Raw genomic sequence first — 22,463 nt, 5'->3', positions numbered from 1 at the left:
ATTATTTCACCAAAGCCTTTTTTAAGTTTTCAAGATTTTGCTCCATTAGAGAAAAATAGTTTTCTTTCTTATCCTGCTGTTCCTTTGTAAGTCCAGCAATTGGATTTAGCTCAAGTATTTTTAGATCTCCTTCCTTAGCTAATAATTCCACTAACTTTGGACTTGCTAAAGTCTCTAGAAAAATAAATTCAAACTTTTCATTTTCTATTGTATCTAAAAGCTTAGCAAGCGTCTTTGGACTAGGCTCCTCCTGTGGAGTTATACCAGTAACTGCAATTTGCTTTAATCCGTATCTTTTTGCCAAGTAGCTAAATGCTTGATGAGAAACTAATATTGTGTCTCTATTTCTATTCTCAAGCTGAGAACTATATGCTAAGTCTAGCTCTTTTATTTTTTCTGAGAAATCAGCATAGTTTTCCTTATAAAAGTTTTCATTTGCTTTATCTAATTTTGAAAATTCCTGCATTATTTGGTATGCCATCATATCCATATTAATAGGATCAAGCCATATATGAGGGTCATATAATCCATGATCATGGTCATCATCTTCACCGTGTTCATCGTGTCCATCATCTTCTTCAGCTTTTATAAGTTCAACATGTTGACTCAAGTTTATCGATTTTATTCCTTTTTTCTCTAAATTATCGGATAATTTTTCTGCCCAAGGCTCCATTTCAGCCCCATTAAAAATAAAGATATCTCCACTTTCTACATCTGCGATTTCCCTCATAGAAGGCTCGTATTCGTGAGGCTCTGAACCATTTGGAATTATACTGTGTAATTCTATCCTATCCCCACCAATTTGCTCAGCTGTAAAATAGATAGGGTAAAAGCTTGTATAAACTTTTAGTTTAGCTTCGCTGGTTTTTTCCTGTTTTTCAGTTGCGCATCCATTTAACATAAGTATTAATACTATCATTATTGCAAAGATCTTCTTATTAAACCCTTTAGTCATTAGCTTTACCTCCTGTTAATGCAAATGATTTGCATTTGCTTTACTAAATTATTATTACCCATTTGATATTAATTATAACTTTTATTTTTTTAAAGATTTCATCAATAATTATAAACTTAATAAAAAAGCACTGCAACATTCATTGCTGCTCACTTAAATCAGTGAAAAGAAAAAAGCGTAGAAGTTATTATCTACGCCCTACCAGCCTCCACCAGCGCCACCACCGCCAGAGGAGCCTCCTCCTCCACGGTTCCCGCCACCTCTGCCACCTCTGCCTCCGCCAAATCCTCCTCTTGAAGAAGATCTAAGTAGCATCATAGTAAGCATACCGCCAAAAAATCTAAAGTCAATGAATAGAAATATTATTATACCAATAACTATTAGAATTGGTTTTATGCCACTTAAGTTATTCCTAGAATTTTCACTATAGTCATCATAATTTCTTCCAATTTCCGCGCTATCAAAGCTCCCTATATTATATTCTTTAACTACTTCAGATAATATAGAATCGAATCCTTTCAATATACCTGTATTATAGTCATTTTCTTTAAAATAGGGAAATATTTGTTTGTCTCTAATCTCTCCTACCTTTCCATCTGGTAAAGGTCCTTCTAGGCCATAGCCTACTTCAATCCATAGTCTCTTTTCATTAGGAGCTATGAGCATTAAAATACCGTTGTTTTTATCTTTGCTACCAATTCCCCATTTTCTAAAGAGCTGTACTGCTACTTCTTGTTCACTGTTCCCATTTAATGAGTTTAATGTAGCAACTACTATTTGAGCTCCTGTTTTATTATAGAGCTGTTCATTAGTATTTATTATATAAGCTTCTAAGTATTCATCAATAATATTAGCTTCATCATATACATAAAAGTATCTGCTTGGCTCCGGTAACTTAATTTCAGCTCCATAAACGTTAATATTTGATACAAATATTAAAATTATCAACAGAAAACAAAGAATTAATCTGTTTTTTTTCATCTAATTCACCTGCTAAAAATCTACTTTTGGAACTTCTTTAGCTTGCTCACTGACTTCAAAGTATTCTCTTTGGTCAAATCCGAACATTCCAGCAATAATATTTGTTGGAAATGATCTTACTTTATTGTTCAATATCTTTGCTGATTCATTATAGTCCATTCTAGCTACTGCAATTCTATTCTCTGTCCCTGCTAATTCATCTTGTAGTCTTATGAAATTTTCATTAGATTTTAACTCTGGATAAGCTTCTACTACTACATTTAATCTTTCTAATGCAGTTGTAAGTTGTGCATCAGCCTCAGCATATTCACCTGGAGTCCTAGCTGTCTCAAGTCTACTTCTAGCTTGTGTAACTCCTAATAATACATTCTCTTCCTGAGCTGCAAAGCCTTTTACTGTATTTACTAAGTTTGGTATTAAATCTGCTCTTCTTTGTAATTGGTTTTCAATCTGTGCCCATTTAGCGTTAGTTTCTTCATCTAATTTAACTAATCCATTGTAGCTACCAGCAATACTTGAACCAAAAGCTACTAATATTACAATTACTACGGCAAGAATAATTAATCCTTTTTTCATAAAGATATTCTCCTTTACAATAAAATTCTCTAGAATATTTCTTAGTTACTATTTAAATATCAGTAACTCTAATAATATAATACTACAAAATTGCAAATTTTTCTAATGTTTTCATTAAGATCTTATTTCATATATCTCCATTTTATCTATAGCATCCTCTATAAGCTTTTCAATGTCTAAGGAATCCTCTGATTCTTCAATATCTTCTAATTTAGGTCTTGTTACAGGATGTTTAGGTAAAAAAACCGTACAGCAGTCTTCAAATGGAAGTATTGAGGTCTCAAACGTTCCTATTTCCTTAGATATTTCAGTTATTTCTACTTTATCCATTCCAATAAGTGGTCTCAAAACAGGTAAACTAACAGAAGAATTAGTTACATGTATGCCCTTAATTGTTTGACTAGCTACTTGTCCTAAGCTCTCTCCTGTAATTAAAGCATCTATTTCTTCTCTTACAGCGATTTTTTCAGCTATTCTCATCATAAATCTTCTAGAGATAATAGTCATTTCGTCTTCAGGGCATTTTTCATTAATCTCTTTTTGAATGTTTAATAAATTTACGCTAAACAACTTGATTTTCCCGCAATATCTAGTTAGAATCTCTGCAAGTGCTTTTACCTTTTCTTCAGCTCTCTCACTAGTAAATGGATAACTATGAAAATGTACAGCGCTTATTTCTACTCCCCTTTTAGCTATTAAAAATCCTGCTACAGGGCTATCGATACCTCCAGATAAAAGTAATAATCCTTTTCCATTTGTACCTACAGGCAATCCGCCAAAAGCTTTGATTTTATCAGTATATATATAGCAATTACTTCTAATATCTATATATACAAATACATCAGGTTTATGCACATCTACAGTAAAACCTTTTGAATTATTCAGAATATATGCACCAACTTCTTTGGCAAGCTCTACTGAATTAGGTTGGAACCTTTTATCTGCTCTATTTACATCGATCTTGAAGGTTTTTATTCCTCTTATATTTCTTGTTTTCTCTAACAGCTCTAATGAATATTTTTTAATTTTATCAATGTCTTTTTCAATCCTATAGCAAGAACTAATGTTTACTATACCAAAAATTCTTTTTAATCTTTTTATTAATTCGTCATGATAATCTTCTTCTGCTTCAATATAAATTTTGCTTTGCTCTTTATAGACCTTAGTTAGTCCCATTCCTTTAGTAATTCTTTTTATGTTTCTTACAAGTTTGTTTTCAAAGAAATAACGATTTTGACCTTTTAAGGCAACCTCTCCAAAGCTAACACTTATTACTTTATCCAATATTCTCACCTCATAGTTATTCTTCTAATGTCTCTTACAGATTGTTGTATTTTTTCTATTGCATAATTGATTTCCTCTAGTGTATTATTATTTGAAAAGCTAAATCTAATTGCACCTTCTATTTCCTCTTCATTTAACCCTATAGCAGCTAGTACATGGCTCTTTTTTTTGCCATGTGAAGAACAAGCAGATGCTGTAGATACATAGATCCCATTGTCCTCTAAATAATGTAGCAACACTTCTCCCCTAACTCCATTAAATGAAACATTTAAAATATGCGGCGCGCATCGTTCATCTAAAAGGCTGTTTATTTTTATACCATCTACTGTATCTATTAATTTTTTCACAAAATAATCCTTAACTTTTCTGATATAGTCGGATTCTTTTTTTTGCTTTTCAGATAAAATTTCTACAGCTTTTCCAAGACCTACAATTCCTGGTGTATTTTCTGTCCCTGATCTAATACCTCTTTCCTGATTTCCTCCATAAATAATTGGCTCAAGGAGAATATCTTTTTTTACATATAATCCACCTACTCCTTTAGGCCCATGTATCTTGTGACTGCTAAATGAAAATGTATCTATATTTAATTTATTTACATCAATGTCTAGCTTACCAAAAGCTTGAATCCCGTCTACATGAATTTTTGTGTTTCTATTTTTGCTCTTTACTGTTTTACTTATATTATTTATTGGCAAAATAGTACCTATTTCATTATTTACCATCATTATAGCTACAAGAATAGTGCTTTCACTAATACTATTTTCTAACTGTTCAAGATTTATCATACCATATTCATCTAAATCCAAATAGGTTACTTTTAAACCCTTATTCTCATAATACTTTATAATATTTAATACTGATGAATGTTCATATTTAGTTGTTATTATGTGGTTTCCTCTTTTAATATTTTTATTTAATAAGCCTTGAACAGAAATATTATTTGATTCAGTACCACCAGCAGTAAAAAATATCTCATCTTTTTCGCAATTTATAAAATCTGAAATTATCTTTCTTGAATGCTCTAATCTTTTTTCAACCTCTAATCCCATTCTATGCAAAGAAGATGGATTACCATATTCAAATTTCAACATATTGCACATTTCATCTACTACTTCATCTCTAGGCTTAGTTGTAGAACTGTTATCTAGATAAACTATCATTAATTCACCTCATTTTTTCAGAAAAAATTCTCATATATGTAGTATTGGGTAAGAATTTGTTTTTTATATATTTTAGTTTACCACTAAATAAATTGATTTACATGATTATTATTATATAGGAATTTACTAAAAGTTAAAAGTCAAGTTAAAAATAAAAACTTTAATTTTTATTTTTAAAAGATTTTTCAATAAAAGTATTGCAGAAAGTGTCATATTTTGTTATAATTTGTTTGTGGTTATCCCCCTGGTAACCTCAAAATGAGATCTCTATTCCCAATACCCCTTTTGAACGGTTTTACTTTGCTTCCTAAATGTATAGGAGAGCACAAAAAGACCCTTAAGGGGTCTTTTTGTGCTTAATTGTTAACATAAATACATTTATTTTAAAATGCTTCTTTTTTATGTTAAAATTGTAATAGATTAAATTCTTTTCTGTAGGAGGGGCTAAAAGTGAAAAATAAAGTAGCTGTAATTTTCACTGGTGGTACAATATCTATGAAGGTTGATCCTAGATTAAATGCCGCTATTCCAGCTTTATCAAGCGAAGAAATAATGGGAATGGTAACAAACATAGAGAGGTTCACAGAAATTGAAACAATAAACTATGGCGAATATCCTGGTCCTCATATAACTCCTCAAATGATGTTAGAATTGTCTAAGCTTGTAAAAAAAAACATTGAAAGAGACGATATTACGGGGGTTGTAGTAACTCATGGAACAGATACACTTGAAGAAACTGCCTATCTCTTAGATTTAACAATTAAGTCAAAAAAACCAATTGTTGTTGTTGGTGCAATGAGAAATTTTTCAGAACTAGGTTATGATGGCCCTAGTAATTTGTCAGCAGCTATATGTACTGCTATATCTAAGGAAGCCGTAGACAAGGGAGTATTAGTTGTCATGAATAACGAAGTAAATGCTGCATCTCATGTCACCAAAACAAATACCCTATCTCTTGATACTTTTAAGTCACCTGAATTTGGTCCTTTAGGAATAGTAGATAATGATGAAGTTATTTTTTATAGAGATATCGTTAATCATCATCATATTGAAACTGAAAACATTGAATCTAAAGTTGCTTTAATTAAATGTGCTGCTGGAATGGATTCTGATTTAATTGATTACTGTATTGATTCTGGATACAAAGGTATTGTAATTGAAGCATTGGGACGTGGAAATGTGCCTATTGGAATGTTTGAAGGCATTAAAAGAAGCTTATATAAAAATATTCCTGTAGTTATTGTTTCAAGATGCCCTACAGGTAGAGTACTTGATACATATGGCTATCCAGGAGGCGGAAAAAACCTCAGAAATATTGGCGCAATTTTTGGTGATAATCTCCCAGGACAAAAAGCCCGCATTAAACTTATGCTAATATTAAGTATTACTAATGATATTGATACAATAAGAAAAATATTTGAAAAAGATATATATGATAAAAAGCACTAAAAAATTGGCTTGAATCTTCAAGCCAATTTTCTATTTTATCTAATAAATCCTCTCCTTCTTCTATTTAAATAATTTTCAATATCTAAGAGGCGTTTTTCTATATCTTCAATTTTTTCTATATCTTTTGAAGATTCTTCTTCCTGTATAATAGATTCTGATATTTTATTTTCTATTAATTCAGCGATGGTTTTTAAAGCTTTTTCCATAACTTCAACTTTTTCTTTCAACTCTTGTATTTCTTTTTTTACTTGTGAACCTTCTTCTATACTAATCACTTCCTTTTCTGAAGTGTCTTCCACTTCATTTATGTCTTCTAAATCTTCATCATCCTCTTTTTTTTTAACCTTTGATTTTAAAGGAACTTCTATTGCGTTTTCAATATCACCAAATCCAATGAAAGAAATGACTTCACCATATGTTCCAAATCCATAGTTGAAATTATATATATTTGCTATAGAGTTGTTATTAGTAGAAAACTTATATCTTGCAAAATTATCTTTTTTTGAACTCTCCCATGAATATAGTGAACTCCAGCTAATACCGCCATCATCTGAATAGCAACTCAATAATCTATTAAATTCTATCCATATAACCCATAAGATTTCTCCTGCATATATGAATGTTGGATACATACAATTAGCAGGATTTGATAGTGCATGCTCAATTGTTTTAGTGAAATTTACATCTGATAAATAATATTTTTCATATGTAATTACAAAATTATTCTCTACTAGTTTGCTATAGCATAAGTCTATTTCATTTTTATTATTACTAATCATATCTAAATATAGCTTCATAAAATTATCTGTAGTAAGTTGAATTTTATTGGACCAATTGGAATTAGCCAAATCATATACATTAATAAAAACCTGCTCGTAGTCATTTACAATATCGTAGTAGCCAATGATAAGCTTATCTTCTAATTGTATAAGATTTATTGGGTTCAAGATATCTCTTATAGTTATATCTGTTATTATATTTGTATCCCACTTATCACCTAATAAGCTATGATGAAATATTCTAAATCTATTATTGCTTTCTTGAGATTCTAAACAGTATATAATATGAATTGTATCGTTTATTACTCTAATGTTTAAATTTCTAAGCTTCCCTTCAAATTCTTCTGCAAGTATATTTTCTTCTTGTCTCTCTCCTTCTATCGAAGTCAATACAATACTTCCGTCTATCTTTTGACTTACTAAATAAACTATACCTGCTTTTGATATTGTGGCATCATACTCATCTAAGCAGTTATTGAGTATCAGCTTTTTATCTACTTTTCCGTTTTTTTTGTCATAGAATATCATCTTAATTTTTTTCTCGTACATATACAAGCTATATACATTTTCTTCATTATCCATTATTAGTACATCATGTATATTCATAAAACCCATCATGACACCTCCTATCAAAGATAATATTCAGTAACCTATTTAGGCATGTATTCATAATATATTGTATAAACATAAAATAGTTTTTCATATAATTATATTTTTTCTCTATTAAAAATATGACAGTATAAAGCATGAAAGTAACATAATTTTTAAAGAGGAATATATTGAAAATGAGAAGTGCATTCATATTTTAGAAAAGGAGGATTAATCATGTCTTGCGGTAATAAATCTGGACCAATTAACCTTAGCTTGCCTGATAGATGCTGTACAGCTACAACTGGTTGTGCTCCATTTGACGGTAATTTAAGAAAGGTTGTAACCGAGCCAATATATGTACAGAAAGTTTATGACGCTAAATTATTTAATCTTCAAGCTATAAGAACTGTTGCGAATCAAACATTTTCTCCAGCATTAGGTAGAGGGGCAAGAATAATTAGAGTACTTGATATCAGATGTAAAAAGTTCTTCAATCCAGGAAATATTAATGATCCTGAAAACCTAATAGCAAATCCTGACACTACTCTTTCAGGTGCTGAATTTGTTGAAACAGCAAATGGAATTCCTGTAACTGCAATAGGACCTGACGGGTTTGCTAGCGAAAGATTAGTATATGCAGATACTCAAGATTGTGATGAACTTGGCAGAGGAACACCTATTTTCGGAACACAAAATATAAGAATAACAGGAAACGTAATCATAGAAATAGATGTACTATTTACAGATGATTGTGATAAAGAGTGTGTGGCTACATTAACTGCAAATGTTCCAGTTGGATCAGCAGAAAATCCACTACTTTTGACAAATTTCTTTGAACTATGCTTGCCATCAGTTTTTGAAGGGGCTTTCCTTCCAAGATTTACAGAATTCTGTAATATATCTTGTGAATCAAGACTTGCAACAAATAGTATAGTAAGAGATATTATAGTCAATCCTACTACTGGAGTTGTAAGAGCTAGCTTACTAATTGCATTATGTGTAACTTGTGAAAAGAAAATTATAGTTCCTGTTCAGCTTTGTGTATTATCTACTGGATTCCCTGTATTATCTGCAGAAGAATCTCCAATTTGTAGTACTTTCCCAAGCCTATTTCCTAGACAAATTGATACTAAGAAACCACGCCATTGTACAGCAGAAAGCATCGAAGTAGAAAAAACCGAAGAGTAGTGTAACACAACATATAAAGAAAGCTCAAATCCTAAAGGGTTTGAGCTTTTTATCAATTGATTACCTCTAATATATAGTAGTCCTTTTCTATTAACAAATCAATGAATTTGTCTTCAACCTTTACTAATGGTCTTGTAGGCATTTCTTTATGAATGTAAATAATCTCACCAATATCCCCACAATTAAGCTTTACAACATTTCCTACATAAAAATTAGATATATTATTAGTAAACACCGATGCAATTCTAGCATCTAAGATTCCAAAGCTATTGCTTATAATGTGCTCTGCTACTAAAAAAGGCGATTGTTTCTTCTTATATACTCTTTCTGTTGTCATAGCATCAAATATATCACAAACAGCTACTATTTTTGCATATTCATGAATATTCTTAGATTTTACTCCTAGTGGATATCCACTTCCATCTTCTCTTTCATGATGTTGTAGTGCACCAAGAGCTACATTTTTACTTATACCAATAGTTTCATTTAATAAGTTATATCCAAAAATAGTGTGTTTCTTTACTAATTCGAATTCACTTTCAGTAAGCCTTCCAGGCTTATACATAATATTATCTGAAATTTTAACTTTACCAATATCATGGAATAATCCCGCTAAAGATATTTGTTTAAGTTCAACTTTTGAATATCCTAACCATTTCCCAATCATAGTTGCTAACATACTTACATCAAGAGAATGTTGAAAGGTGTAGTCATTATCTTCTTCTATTTGTCTTAATCTAGCTAAGATATTATTGCTTTTAACTATTTCTTCTACCATTTCATTTACAATCTCACCAATTTCACTTACTACTAACTTCTTACCAAACCTTGCATTGTTAAAAATCAATCTCGTTCTATCAGCAAATCTTTCATATTTTTCTAAAAATATATCATTATTAACAATCAGATAATCATTTTCGCTATTTATATTTTCGAATATGTCGATATATTTTATCCCTAAATTTCTTAAAATAAAAATATTATTTTTGTTTAATACTGTACCACTTGTAAGCAGTATTGCCCCTGTTTTCCCACTTTCAATGTCCTTATTAAGTACCATCCCAACCTTTACCTCATCGATGCTTAAAAGCGACATAATCTTCTCCCCTTTTCGGCTAATTATAATATTATATTCTATAAATACCGAAAAAATCCTCCTTTTTCTATATATGTCTTTTAGACAGTATTTTGTCAATATATCTTGCAGTCAGCGAGGTTAATACTAACGCTACTATAATTCTAGTTCCTAGCAATAACCAACCATTTGCTCCAATTGCAACAAACAACAGTGTATCTTCAAATACAGAATGGCAAGCAACCAAGAAAATAACCACGAGATAAAGGTCCTTTTTATTCAAATTTCCTTCTTTAGCACTATTTATTATTACACCAGCTCCATAGGCAAGACCTAAAATTAGTCCTATAATTAGAGGAAAAGTGGATTCCTCTGAAATACCTAAAAATCTAGCCAGTGGCTTCATTCTAAGAGATAACTTACCTAGTATATCCAAATCCTTTAATATTTGAATTACTATCATTAACGGAATAACAATCTTTGCTATGTTTAAAACTGAACTAACACTTCCTGTAACTCCTTCTTTAGCAATTTCAACAAAATCCATGTTTCTCCCTCCAGAATTATAAAAATATATTTAAAAGTAATCCCGATACAATTGAAAGACATAGTCTAATTAACAAGATGACTACTACATTTATCCCCGTTTTCTTTGCTACTGCAGTTTCCATAAATAAACTATGAGAAAATGAAAGCATAACAGCTATAATGGTTATTTCTTTTGAAGTTAATGTAAGAGTTGCTATTGCACCTAGAGCAGCATATAGATTTACCATATTCCCTAATACCAGTACAATTGCGGCTTCACCTGGAAGTCCTACAATATTCATGAATGGCATAAAAAGATTCGATATTGCATCTAATAAAAAAGTATGCTTTACAATTGTAACAATTAAATAAACTGGTACCATTATTTTAGCCAATACCCATGTAGTATTTATGCCACTTTTTAATCCATTGATAATGGATTGTTTAAAATCCCATTTTTCTTTGCTATTTTTAAGCTTTAAAGAGTCGTCTTTAATAAAGTTTTCACTCATAATGTTATCCCTTCCTCTATGAAAATCATAATGATATAATTATAGCACACAGAGCTTTGCTTAGTCATTAATATAAAAAACAGATACAAAAGTATCTGTTTTTAAGCTAAGTTTTTGTTTGTAGCTGAAAGTTGTCCTGTCCATTTTCCACATTTGTCTCCATATCTAGCTATTATTGAGTTATTGGCAACTATCTCTATTACTTCGCACATATTTGAACAATCTCCACATTCAAAGCCTTTAACCTTATAAGGTATATCAGAAATGCCTAGCCCTCTAAAGCTTGTTTTTCTCTTGAGTTTTATTTCTTCTTTAGCAAGTAATGCTACCCCAATTGCCCCCATAACATCAAAATTTTTAGGTACTATGACCTTCGTGTTAAGAACATCCTCGAAGGCTTTTTTAATTCCTGCATTAGCAGCTACTCCACCCTGAATCATAACTGTGGGAACAATTTCTTTTCCCTTCCCTACATTATTTAAATAGTTCCTAACTAATGCTTCACAGAGACCTTTTACTATATCTTCTTGGTTATGACCCAATTGTTGTTTGTGAATCATGTCTGATTCTGCAAAGACGGCACATCTACCAGCTATTCTAACTGGATTCTTAGACTTAAGCGCTAGATTCCCAAACTCTTCTATTTCAATACCAAGTCTTCCAGCTTGCCTGTCTAAAAATGAGCCCGTGCCTGCAGCACAAACTGTATTCATTGCAAAATCTGTTACTATGCCATCTCGAAGTAATATTATCTTTGAATCCTGTCCACCTATCTCTAAAATTGTCCTTACATTTGGAACATATTTTGTTGAAGCCACAGCATGAGAGGTTATTTCATTTTTTACTACATCCGCTCCTAATATCATATTAGCCAAGTACCTCCCACTACCAGTAGCTCCTACTCCATTTATTGGCAGTTCTCCTAGTTCATCTTTTATTTCCCCTAGTCCATTTTGCAAGATTTCTATGGGCTTACCTTGTGTTCGTACATATTTCTTTAAGATAATATTGTCATTTTCATCTATCAAAATAATATTTGTACTTACAGACCCCACATCAACTCCTAAATAATATTCTTTCATTATTTTTGTCCTCCCTTCTTCTCTTTAAAAGGTCTACGAATGCTTCCAGTCTAGTAAGATATCCAGCCTCACCTGTCATCTCATCTACTACTAAAGTAAGTATAGGTATATTATAATCTCTTTGAATGGCAGGGAGAATACTCTCTGCTACTATCTCAGGCATACACGTTAGCGGAAATATCTGTACTAGTCCATCAAAGCCTTCTTGGGCATATTGAACTGCACTACCTATGGTTTCTCTTCCATGCCCACCTACCAAAGTGCTTAAATATGGTCTAGCAGCCTTCCATTTGTTTTTCTCTTCCTTCGAACCAAATGGGAAGGAAAAAATATAATGCCTTGCCCAATTGCTTGGCGTCAATGCCTTTTCTATTTCTGCACCAAGATGTCCAAGTTTTTTTTCTATGTCTAAATTTACAAATGGCTCAATGATTGTATAAATTTCGCCTATTATGCCAATTCTAATTGGTTTTTTTTCAGGATCTATTTCCACTTCATTAAGCCTTGTTTTAGTTTTTTCAATAAGTAGTAAGATTTCTTGTACTCCATGTGTGTATTCTATATCTTTATAAAACTCCTCCATTATCATATCAACTTGGAAGCTATTTACTGCTATTGGTCGTTTTTTGTTAGCCAAATCAGTTAATTCATCAGCATCACATATTATTTTAAACGCCTTCCTACCACTTCTTATTATTTTATAAAGATTTGATGTGTTCATTGCCTCCATTATTCTCCTTATTAAGATCATTGGTTTACCGTCAGGAGGGTCAAGGGATATAATATTCACATCATATCCTAAATCATTTAATAGTGCCTGCTCCATAATAGGATAAAAACCAAATCTGCAAGGCCCACAACTGCCTGTGATTATAATAGTATCTGCGCCTTTTTCAATACTTTCAATATAATTTCCAATGTTTATTTTTAAAGGCAAACAAATTGATTCTGGTGAATATTTAGTTCCTAGCTCTAGAGTCCTCTTGCTACATCTAGGAGCTAAGACTACCTCATTTCCTAAATCTTCAAGTAATCCTTTTGCAGCAATATATGTATTACCCATATGTGGGAATGTTATTTTCATTTTTTTTCCTCCGTCTTATCATATCCATAAATGCTTCTATTCTAGTATTTATTCCAGCTTCTCCAGTATGCTCATCTATTGTTAATAATGTAAAAGGAATACCTTCATCTCTAGCTTTTCTCTGGACAAAATCAATTAATATTGAGTCAACACCGCACCCAAAGGAAGAGACATATATTATTCCGTCAATCTTTTTTCCATCAAGTAAATAAAATGATGACCCAATAATTCTTTTCCCGAAACTCCAAAATATTCTTTTAGGTATTTTTGAAGAATAGTAGTCTACTTTATAATCATCTACCATTTCTGGAGTTATAACTCTTATGCCATTATTCCGAATCTTTTTAATGAGATTCATATTTATATACTCATCATACAGATTATAAGGATGACCTACCAACATAAACATAGGACTATTATCGTCGATTGATCTTATTAGCTTAGTATCACTGTTATAAATCTTTAAGGCTTCAATTGGTATTACTCCTTTATTTATGAGTTTCCTATATTTTTGGTAATGGTTAGAAGCAATATTATAAGCTTTCATTATTTTAGAAAAGCTTGGAGTAAAATACTTACCTGTTTCCTTTATCGCTTCAAATAAGCCTAGATTTGACTTAAATAGATTAACATTTGCATCAATACATACTGGAAGATCTTTTACTGAATTCTTAACCATTTCAGGTAGGCCTAGATATTTTGGACATCCATATTCTCTTTTATGAATGCTTATTATTTTAGGTATGAATAAGTAATCTACCTTGTTTTTTAATTCCATCACATGCCCATGATATACTTTTACTGGAAGACAAGCCTCATCTACACAGCTAGATACACCATCATTTAATATTGATTTATTTGTCTTAGAAGATACAACTACTTCAGCTCCTAATTCATTAAAGAATTCCTTCCATAGAGGATAATAATCATAGAAAAATAGGCTTTGTGGAATTCCAACCTTGAAAGACATATAATCCCTCCAATCTCACTAGTATATTATGGTCTAAATATCTTTTTTTTATAACCTTCTTTGCAAAATACAATAAATGTGTTTTTATTAATTTTTGCACAAAAAAAATCCCTGTTTATATACAAGGATTTTCTTTGCTTTTTTATAATAAGTATTTATTAATTTTGCTTTAAACTAAGCACTTTTTTTATAGCACCAATAAACTGTTCATCATATATTCTACTATAATTTATATAGTCATTTAACTTTTTTACTTGGCCCCAACCTTCCCTGAGAATTTTTTCAGCAGAATCATATTCATTTAGAGTAATAAGTATATGGCTTTGGTTCATTAATTGCATAACACGAATTTTTGCATTTAAACTATTCATACCTTCATAAAGTTTAATTGCCTCATTAGCTTTTCCATCTATCAAATAAGCCTTAGATTTCATAAATATAGCATTATTCCTGACCTCTTCGCTTGATGCAGTGCTCTCCCAACGTTCTAGGGCTTTTAACATAATATCTATATTTTCTGCTAGATCAGAAAATTCATTTAATATTAGCTGAAGTTCATCATCACTAACTTCAGCACCATTTGCATATGAAGCAAAAATTTCATCTACAAGCTGAGCTTTATTACTATAGGTACTACTATCATTCTTTATTAAATAATAATTCAAACCAATAATGTTACTGTACTTCTTAGCCTTTAATTCCTCTATAGTTTTCATAGGATCTGAATCATATAAATGTTGTTCTTCAAATGGTATAATACCAACTAAGGATTTATATTCTAATGTGTCAATAGCTCTTTTATAAAGTAAATCATTAGTATTAAGTTTACTATTAGCATTATAGCTCCCAAATAACGGATACTTAGTAGTAGTAGTATTATTGTCTCCAACAAGTTTTATATCTTCAAGATATGACTTTTTCTCATATTCCATATCCTTATATAGTCTTTTAATAATAGTTACAGCCTCAGCTCTAGTAATATTATTTAATGGACTAAATGTTCCATCTGGATTCCCAGTTATTATTTTATTTCTAGCCAATGACATGATTTGACTATAATAATTATAATTATTATCAATGTCACCAAATGTTATATTTTCTGAATCAATTGGTGAAGATGAAAAAAAGAAAGTCAAAGCAGCTGCTTCTTCTCTAGTTATTTTTTTATTAGGAAAAAAATAATCTCCAGGGAATATGTCTTTAAACTTTATATCATAACTTTTATTATCAGTAAATGATATAACCTTAGAAATGTGGTCATATGCCCAATGTCCATATTCCAAATCCAAATAGCCTATATCCTCGGATTCGAGTTTCTGATTGCTTGTACCACTTTTTTTATCAGTGTCCTTAATCATTTCCTGCTTTTCAGCTGTTCTATAAAGTAAAGATACATATTCAGATCTACTAATATCGCCATCTGGAACAAAGGAACCATCATCATATCCATTCAACAACTTTACAGTATTTGCTCCCCACATTATTGATTCCTCTGCCCAATGGCCAAAAACGTCATAAAAATAAATTCTTGCATATGTCATATTTGAGCTAAAAAACAATATGAAGCATAAGAATGTTGCTATAATTATTTTTCTTAATTTCAATAAAATCCCCCCTAAAGATAATTTAAACAATTATGTTGAGAATCTGCTCTCTAACTAACTTAAGCTAAATAGACTAAGTATGTATTGGTTATTTGGTTTCAATTGTTCTTTCTATAGTTTCAATTTCATTTATATCGAGCCTATAAAGTCTATAAAAGTAATTATTTATATCGCTGATTATTATATCAATTTCTTTCAATATATATTTAACGTCTTTCTCTGACTTTTTGTTCCTGTCTACAGAACTTCTTTTCTCAATGCCAGTATATAAATCTGTAATCTTTTTTACTTTATTTTCAATTGATTTTCTATCTGTTCCTATTTTAATTTTTAAAGTCATTAACTTATTGGGATAATATTCATACAATCCTTCACTTAATTTTTTTGCAACTGATTTAAAATAAAATTCAAATAAAGAAGAGTTCAAAAATGCAGCTAAATATTCAAGTGATATTTTCTTCTTATATTCATCCCTTAGGCTTAAAATATACACATCAGCACTACAGCACACTTCTCTATATTCAATAGTAAATTCATTAGACATTGCTTTAAATGGAAATAATATCTTAGGCTGAGTAAAAATATTTATATTTCTTCCCCATTGAAGCTTATACCATTCTCTAGTGCCTGTTAAGCATTCTCTTCTATTCTCAAGTTTATCCCTAAAAGGCGTAATATGAGATATAGTATTACTATATTCATTTGGATTCTCAATTAAATCTGTATATAGTACAAATCTCTTACCTTCTGCATTTCTATATTTTCTTACTTCGCTATTCTTCACCCATGGCTTACAAATACTTTTTTCAAGACTTTTTTCTTCAATAGTATTACTGTCTACAATAAAGGCCTTATCACATCCTGTTATTATCCCTTGGTTACATCGGCAAATCTCATCTAATATATAGTCTCCTTGAGCATCGATTTTATAAAACAGATTTCTTTCCCCTGCCTTCAGTAATAGCCATCCACTATCTTCTAAATCTTCTTGGAGAACATAATATTTCTCAAAGTCATTACTAAGATCTAATGTAAAGTTTCTTGTGGAGTCGCTATTACTATACCTATAGACCAAAATATTATCTTTTTTATCTAGATTCTTAATGCTCTCTATTATTAGTGGACTTATCCCTATTCCTTTGAATATATTTTTTCCATAAAAATCTACTATCTTGTCTATTTTATATTTATTCACAATAAATTCTCTTAAACCTTTAGCTGATGGGGCCTCAAGAAAATATCTTGAAGTTATAAAAATTAACTTACCATTATCTTTTAGAAGCTCATAGCCTTTTTTGAAGAAACAATATGAAATATCAGCCTTATCTGAATAAACATCGTAATATATATATTGAAGTCTTTTTCTATAATCTTTATCAATACTTTTATGGCCAATATAAGGAGGATTACCAATTACTAAATCATATCTACCTATAGCCCTATCCTCTATACCTTTCTCTTCGCCATATTCTATTAAATCACTATTTTCTTCAATTAAAACATCTCTATTATATATATTAGTCTCAAGATAGTCCCCTATATCTCCTTTAAGAATTAGTGAAATTTTTGTCATAAAAACTGCAAAAGGATCAATGTCAAATCCAAAAATGTTGTTTTTTAGTATGAATAAAGGAATCCCTTTCCTCATCTCTTTCTCTATTTCTGGGTTATGTTGTACTATTAGAAAATAATTTTCTTCAAATATTTCTTTAATTCTGTCATAAGCTTCTAACAAGAAATATCCTCCACCACAAGCTGGATCAACAACACTGAAGTAAGGATTTTTAATTATTTCTTCATTGGAAATTCCTAAAGAAATCATATATTTTACTATATAATCAGGTGTATAAACTTGTCCTAGTAGCTTTCTTTGTTTATTAGTAATAAAAGTTTCAAACAATTTTCCTAATGAAAAGTTAGCTAATTCATCTTTGCTAATTTCTTTTAGGACTAAAAAAATATCATTCTTAAGATCTTCATTTAACAATTCATTGTCTTCATATATCTTCTCTTCTTCCCCGAGAATTTTAGTTAGTAACATTGAATAATTTTTATCAACTTCCTCTACATTTAGATTTTCAGAATTGATTTTCTTATTTTCTTTCAAATACTTAATACTTAATACTGATCTGCCTATAAAAAATAAAATACTCTTAACTCCATTAATATATCTGTCAATTTGCTCTTTCTCTATTTTTTCTAAAGCATCATTGGCAATATTCTTCAGGCTCAAAATATAGCTATTATCTATCCTCACTTATTTCCCTCTCTTCAAGTTCTATCTTAAAATTATTCTATAGCAGGCCTCTGAAATCATATTACTTAACAATCTTATGAAGTTACAACTCCATCTGTAGCTTATTACTACTGAGAGCTTGCCATAGATACTCTAACAATACTACAATATTATCAGTTACAATATTTCCGTCGTGATTGAGTATTATTATATTATCTGGTAATTTATAATTCAGCTTATTAATCTCCTTTATAAATGTGTCGTATATTTTTAGGTCAAAGTATATACACTTACTTCCATCTGACAGTTTTCCATTCTCTACTTGAAAATTTACCTGGAACCTGCCGCTTTGTGGAAACCACTTAAATATGTGAGCATTTCCGTAGTGAATTTCATCTGATAAATTCAAAGTATTGGTAAAACCTTCAATAAATATTATGTTTCCATTGCATACAATATTTTCAATGTTAATAGCTATATCTAAATCATAATTAATATATCTAGTTTTAAAATTAATTTTATTTTTTTCGTCAATTATGTCAAAGATTTTCATAACTTTAGGCAAGTTATATATATCTTCGTAGTTATGCTTCAAAATAGTGTCCTTAATACTATTGTTTTTGGTTTTAATATATTCATAATACATGTCAATACTTTCTTTTCCATTTATAGTATCTTCTCTTGCTATACCTAAGAACTTTTCTATACTTTTAAGGTTACATTTTTTTAATCCTAATAAACTTTTCTTGCTTCTAATAACTTTTAGTATATCTATTCCTTGGCTTTTGTCTAATTGATAGTCTATATGATGATGGCTAAGCCTAGAATTAATAAACGGAATGTCAAATGCCTCACCATTAAAAGTGATTAAAAACTCAAAATCAGATATAAAATTTTTAAACTCATATAATAGTATTTTTTCGTCTTTTTCATTTGCTGAGAAAAATTGTATAATTTCGGTTTTAGAATTATTGATATATAAAATTCCAATTAAAATAATATAATTGTACTTTCTACTAAATCCTGTTGTTTCAATATCCATAAAACATATTTTCTTATTTAATATACGATTTTTTAGAATATCTGGTATAATTATTTGTTCATCTAAAGTATGCTTAATAATTTCCATGCTTATCTCCCTTTCAAAAGAAAAAATATACTTATTCATAACATTTAGTATATTAATAAATTATATCAAACAAAGGAAGTGAATACTATGAAGATGTAGTACCATATTTATGGCATTTAAAAAAGCAAAATACTGTTCAATTACGTAAGTCGTTAATTGAGCAGTATTTTCCTATGCTAAAAGATAATAATTATACTTGAATAAATTTAATTGTAATTTTTGTGCCAATGTTAACGGTGCTTTTTATCTCTAGACTTGCATTATGTTGTTGCACAATATGTTTAACTATAGATAATCCTAGACCTGTACCACCTGTAGCTTTTAGGCGACTCTTATCCACACGATAGAATCTTTCAAAAATGCGACTATGATGTTCCTCTGGGATTCCAATGCCAGTGTCTTCAACTGATAATAATGTATGTTTGTCTTGAGTCCTTACTGTTACAGTTACGCTCCCATTAGGCTTATTATAACGAATAGCATTATCACATAGATTATATATAAGCTCTTCTATCATTCCTCTGTTAGCAAGTACATTACTTTGCTCCCCTATTAATTCCATAGAAACTCCTTTTTTGCGTGCAGGCACTAAAAGTGAATCTACGCATTCTTTTGCAATCCCTAGTAAATCTACTTGTTCAAATACCATACCTTTACTAGGTTCGTCTAGCTCAGATAATTTAATGATATCATTAATGAGCAATATTAGACGATTAGCATCGTTGTGTATTTTTGCAGCAAAATCCTTGATGTCTTCTTGCTTTGCTATGCCATTTTCAATTAGCTCTGCATATCCAGAGATAGAAGTCAAAGGGGTTTTTAATTCGTGTGATACATTAGCTGTAAATTCTCTTCGTATTTTTTCAGTCTCTTTTTTCTCCGTAACATCTAACAAGAAACACATGACGCCAATAATATCTTTATTATTGTATACTGGATTAGCAAATATTTGAAGGTATTTACCATCAACTAATATTTCAATTGTCTTACTTTCCCCTATAATTGCATAGTCAATACATTTATTTAGTTGTTCGTTTCGAGTCAGATATAAAATGTTTCTATTTATAAAATCTTTTCCCTTTGCTGAAAGCAATTGAACTGCACTATGATTAACTGTTAATATACTTTTATCATTACTTAAAAGTAAAAATCCTTCAGACATATTCTCCATTATCATTTGTATTTTATTTCTTTCCTGCTCTAAATGCTCCATCTGTTTAAGAATACGATTATTTTGTTTTTTTATAGTTTTAGCAAATGGAGCCAATTCGTCATAGATTATATTGTCCTCCAACGAATTCATATTTCTTGCCATTTGTTTAATAGGGTAAATAATACGCTCGGTCAAATTATTAGAAATTATGAGGCATAAAATAAATACTATTGCTGCAAGTCCAATAACAAGGGGTAATACACCTAAAAACAAAGTCAAAATGCTCTGTGTCTGTTTTGAAACACGTAGAATGTTTCCATCTTCTAATCGTATAGCATAATAAAAAGTATCATTTTCCAATGTATTTGAATAACGCACTGCTTCACCCTTGCCAGATTCAACTGCTTCTCTAATTTCTGGACGATTACTATGGTTATCCATTAAGTCAGCATTGGCATCACTATCAGAAATAACTTTACCATCAGAATTAACAAGAGTAAAGCGTATTCCATTTGCTCTAATTTGGTCAAAATCAATATCATAATTAGAAAGAACATAATTTTGTCCAAGCAATTGTCCATAAAGTCTTAAATCGTTCTTAACTTGCTGTTCAAAAAGACCATAATATATAAGCATAGTAAATATAGTAGTAAGAATAATAGATATTCCACCAATAAAATATAAATGGAAGTTAATTCTTCTTCTCATTTCAATCTCCTATTTTATATCCGACATTACGTACGGTTTTAATTGCCTTTCCCCCGACTCCCAGCTTTTGTCGAAGGGTTTTAATATGCATATCCACAGTTCTGCTTTCTCCTTCAAAGTCAAACCCCCATACTTGATCCATTATTTTTTCCCTTGACAAAACAATCCCTTGATTATGAAGCAAGTATTTGAGCAGTTCAAACTCTTTAAAGGTTAGCTCACAGTCTTTTCCCCCTACAGTCACACGATGCCTCTCATCATCGAGTAAAATATCCTCAAAATGTAAAACTTTATTATTATCTAATTGATTAGTTCGCCGTAACACAGCTTTTACTCGAGAAATTAGTTCCATGACTCCAAATGGTTTTGAAATATAATCATCTGCGCCTGAGTCCAATCCCTTTACCTTATCAAGCTCTGTAGTTTTGGCTGTTACCATAATAATAGGTATATTCTTCGTTTTTTCCTGTTCCCGCAAATTTTTCAGTATACTTAGTCCATCTTCATCAGGTAGCATAATATCTAATAATACTAAGTCCGGTAATTGCTCTTTACAAGCTGAATAAAATTCCTTGCTACCTTCGAAAGACTTAACAGAATACCCACTATTTTGTAACGCATAGCTTTCTAATTCTCGAATGTTTTTATCGTCCTCTACAATATAAATCATTATAATATCCTTTCGTTTTTATGTTTTCCTGTTATAGAAAAAGCAACCCATTCTGCAATGCTTACTACATGATCACCAATACGTTCAAAGTATTTAGCAATTCTAATTCTTTATCAAATCTATTACGCATAGTTAATTAACCAAACTTCCCTGTAATATAGCTTTCGGTGCGTTTATCCTTTGGCATAGAGAACAAATCCTCTGTAACGCCATATTCAATTATCTCTCCAAGTAGAAAGAAAGCAGTTTTAACTGATATTCTAGAGGCTTGTTGCATATTATGCGTAACCATAATAATAGTATAGTTCTTTTTCAGTTCAAGTACAAGGTCTTCTATTCTATTCAATGTTATTATAAATTGTTAAAGTAAAATAAGAGATAAGACTATGTAAAATGTAAGTAAAATTTTTATAAAACAGTATTAAAGTATATACTAATAAATAAGGGAATAGAAATCTAATGAACATTCTTTAGCAATTACATATAACAAAAAGTAATTGGAATTGTAATGTTATAATTAACGAGTTGAAAAGCAAGTAAGCAAGAAAACCAAGAAGTAGTCAAAAAAAGTTTAAGTGAGGAAAAATTTCCTCACTTAAACTTTTTTGGTGCCCAGAGGCGGAATCGAACCACCGACACGGGGATTTTCAGTCCCCTGCTCTACCTACTGAGCTATCTGGGCATATGATGGTGGGCCTTCAGGGACTCGAACCCCGGACCTGCCGGTTATGAGCCGGACGCTCTAA

Annotated in this window: 20 protein-coding genes, 1 tRNA gene and 1 pseudogene; 2 read left to right on the top strand and 20 right to left on the bottom strand. The window is 30.6% G+C overall.

Annotated features, from left to right (window positions below):
• Position 1: 1 nt before the first annotated feature.
• The 5 genes from ABV008_RS03405 to ABV008_RS03385 form a co-directional block, all read right to left on the bottom strand.
• Positions 2–955, bottom strand: coding sequence for a metal ABC transporter substrate-binding protein (locus ABV008_RS03405; protein ID WP_352418410.1), 954 nt, complete (start codon positions 953–955; stop codon positions 2–4).
• Positions 956–1,153: 198 nt separating this feature from the next.
• Positions 1,154–1,936 (bottom strand): TPM domain-containing protein, encoded by a 783-nt coding sequence (locus tag ABV008_RS03400; protein ID WP_352418409.1) that lies wholly within the window; start codon positions 1,934–1,936, stop codon positions 1,154–1,156.
• Positions 1,937–1,948: 12 nt separating this feature from the next.
• Entirely contained in the window at positions 1,949–2,512 is a 564-nt protein-coding gene (locus ABV008_RS03395; RefSeq protein ID WP_352418408.1) for a LemA family protein, read from the bottom strand.
• 114 nt (positions 2,513–2,626) lie between these two features.
• Positions 2,627–3,796, bottom strand: coding sequence for a tRNA uracil 4-sulfurtransferase ThiI (thiI, locus tag ABV008_RS03390; protein WP_352418407.1), 1,170 nt, complete (start codon positions 3,794–3,796; stop codon positions 2,627–2,629).
• A 5-nt stretch (positions 3,797–3,801) separates the two neighbouring features.
• Entirely contained in the window at positions 3,802–4,959 is a 1,158-nt protein-coding gene (locus tag ABV008_RS03385; RefSeq protein WP_352418406.1) for a cysteine desulfurase family protein, read from the bottom strand.
• 450 nt (positions 4,960–5,409) lie between these two features.
• On the opposite strand from ABV008_RS03385, the gene ABV008_RS03380 reads away from it, so the two are divergent.
• Positions 5,410–6,408, top strand: a complete 999-nt coding sequence (locus ABV008_RS03380) for an asparaginase (RefSeq protein ID WP_352418405.1) — start codon at positions 5,410–5,412, stop codon at positions 6,406–6,408.
• A gap of 35 nt (positions 6,409–6,443) precedes the next feature.
• Here ABV008_RS03380 and ABV008_RS03375 read toward each other — a convergent pair whose 3' ends face one another.
• Positions 6,444–7,802: a hypothetical protein gene (locus ABV008_RS03375; protein WP_352418404.1), complete on the bottom strand. Its 1,359-nt coding sequence runs from the start codon at positions 7,800–7,802 to the stop codon at positions 6,444–6,446.
• Positions 7,803–8,012: 210 nt separating this feature from the next.
• On the opposite strand from ABV008_RS03375, the gene ABV008_RS03370 reads away from it, so the two are divergent.
• Positions 8,013–8,966 carry a hypothetical protein gene (locus tag ABV008_RS03370; protein ID WP_352418403.1) on the top strand — a complete coding sequence of 318 codons (954 nt, stop codon included), beginning with the start codon at positions 8,013–8,015 and terminating at the stop codon, positions 8,964–8,966.
• A gap of 52 nt (positions 8,967–9,018) precedes the next feature.
• Here the strand turns inward: ABV008_RS03370 and ABV008_RS03365 are convergent, their stop codons facing one another.
• From ABV008_RS03365 to ABV008_RS03300, 14 genes and pseudogenes are all read right to left on the bottom strand, one after another.
• On the bottom strand, positions 9,019–10,062 hold the full coding sequence (locus ABV008_RS03365) for an HD-GYP domain-containing protein (RefSeq protein ID WP_352418402.1): 1,044 nt from the start codon (positions 10,060–10,062) through the stop codon (positions 9,019–9,021).
• A gap of 67 nt (positions 10,063–10,129) precedes the next feature.
• Entirely contained in the window at positions 10,130–10,588 is a 459-nt protein-coding gene (locus tag ABV008_RS03360) for a nucleoside recognition domain-containing protein (RefSeq protein ID WP_352418401.1), read from the bottom strand.
• Between the two features lie 16 nt (positions 10,589–10,604).
• Positions 10,605–11,081: a nucleoside recognition domain-containing protein gene (locus ABV008_RS03355; protein WP_352418400.1), complete on the bottom strand. Its 477-nt coding sequence runs from the start codon at positions 11,079–11,081 to the stop codon at positions 10,605–10,607.
• A gap of 101 nt (positions 11,082–11,182) precedes the next feature.
• The gene (locus tag ABV008_RS03350; protein WP_352418399.1) at positions 11,183–12,163 is read right to left on the bottom strand and encodes an acyl-CoA dehydratase activase; all 981 of its coding nucleotides are present in this window, start codon (positions 12,161–12,163) and stop codon (positions 11,183–11,185) included.
• Positions 12,138–13,247: an acyl-CoA dehydratase activase-related protein gene (locus ABV008_RS03345; protein ID WP_352418398.1), complete on the bottom strand. Its 1,110-nt coding sequence runs from the start codon at positions 13,245–13,247 to the stop codon at positions 12,138–12,140. Before ABV008_RS03345 ends, ABV008_RS03350 begins: the two co-directional genes overlap by 26 nt.
• A complete protein-coding gene (locus tag ABV008_RS03340) occupies positions 13,219–14,217 on the bottom strand; it encodes an acyl-CoA dehydratase activase-related protein (RefSeq protein ID WP_352418397.1) in 999 nt (332 codons plus the stop codon). Before ABV008_RS03340 ends, ABV008_RS03345 begins: the two co-directional genes overlap by 29 nt.
• Before the next feature lie 158 nt (positions 14,218–14,375).
• Positions 14,376–15,821 (bottom strand): S-layer homology domain-containing protein, encoded by a 1,446-nt coding sequence (locus ABV008_RS03335; protein WP_352418396.1) that lies wholly within the window; start codon positions 15,819–15,821, stop codon positions 14,376–14,378.
• Between the two features lie 88 nt (positions 15,822–15,909).
• Positions 15,910–18,078: an N-6 DNA methylase family protein gene (locus tag ABV008_RS03330; protein ID WP_352418395.1), complete on the bottom strand. Its 2,169-nt coding sequence runs from the start codon at positions 18,076–18,078 to the stop codon at positions 15,910–15,912.
• Positions 18,079–18,160: 82 nt separating this feature from the next.
• A complete protein-coding gene (locus tag ABV008_RS03325) occupies positions 18,161–19,186 on the bottom strand; it encodes a ribonuclease H-like domain-containing protein (protein WP_352418394.1) in 1,026 nt (341 codons plus the stop codon).
• A 190-nt stretch (positions 19,187–19,376) separates the two neighbouring features.
• Positions 19,377–21,047, bottom strand: a complete 1,671-nt coding sequence (locus tag ABV008_RS03320; RefSeq protein ID WP_352418393.1) for an ATP-binding protein — start codon at positions 21,045–21,047, stop codon at positions 19,377–19,379.
• Position 21,048: 1 nt separating this feature from the next.
• Positions 21,049–21,717, bottom strand: a complete 669-nt coding sequence (locus tag ABV008_RS03315) for a response regulator (RefSeq protein WP_352418392.1) — start codon at positions 21,715–21,717, stop codon at positions 21,049–21,051.
• Complete coding sequence (locus tag ABV008_RS03310; protein WP_502929739.1) at positions 21,717–21,824, bottom strand: PhoU domain-containing protein; 108 nt, start codon at positions 21,822–21,824, stop codon at positions 21,717–21,719. Before ABV008_RS03310 ends, ABV008_RS03315 begins: the two co-directional genes overlap by 1 nt.
• Before the next feature lie 29 nt (positions 21,825–21,853).
• Positions 21,854–22,069 (bottom strand): annotated as a pseudogene (gene pstB, locus ABV008_RS03305) (phosphate ABC transporter ATP-binding protein); the annotation flags it as partial.
• A gap of 254 nt (positions 22,070–22,323) precedes the next feature.
• Positions 22,324–22,399 (bottom strand) — tRNA-Phe (locus ABV008_RS03300).
• Positions 22,400–22,463: the final 64 nt, after the last annotated feature.

Origin of the sequence: Proteiniborus sp. (assembly GCF_040308045.1) — a bacterium.
Taxonomy (GTDB): Bacteria; Bacillota; Clostridia; order Tissierellales; family Proteiniboraceae; genus Proteiniborus.
This window is presented reverse-complemented; position numbering and strand designations above follow the sequence as displayed.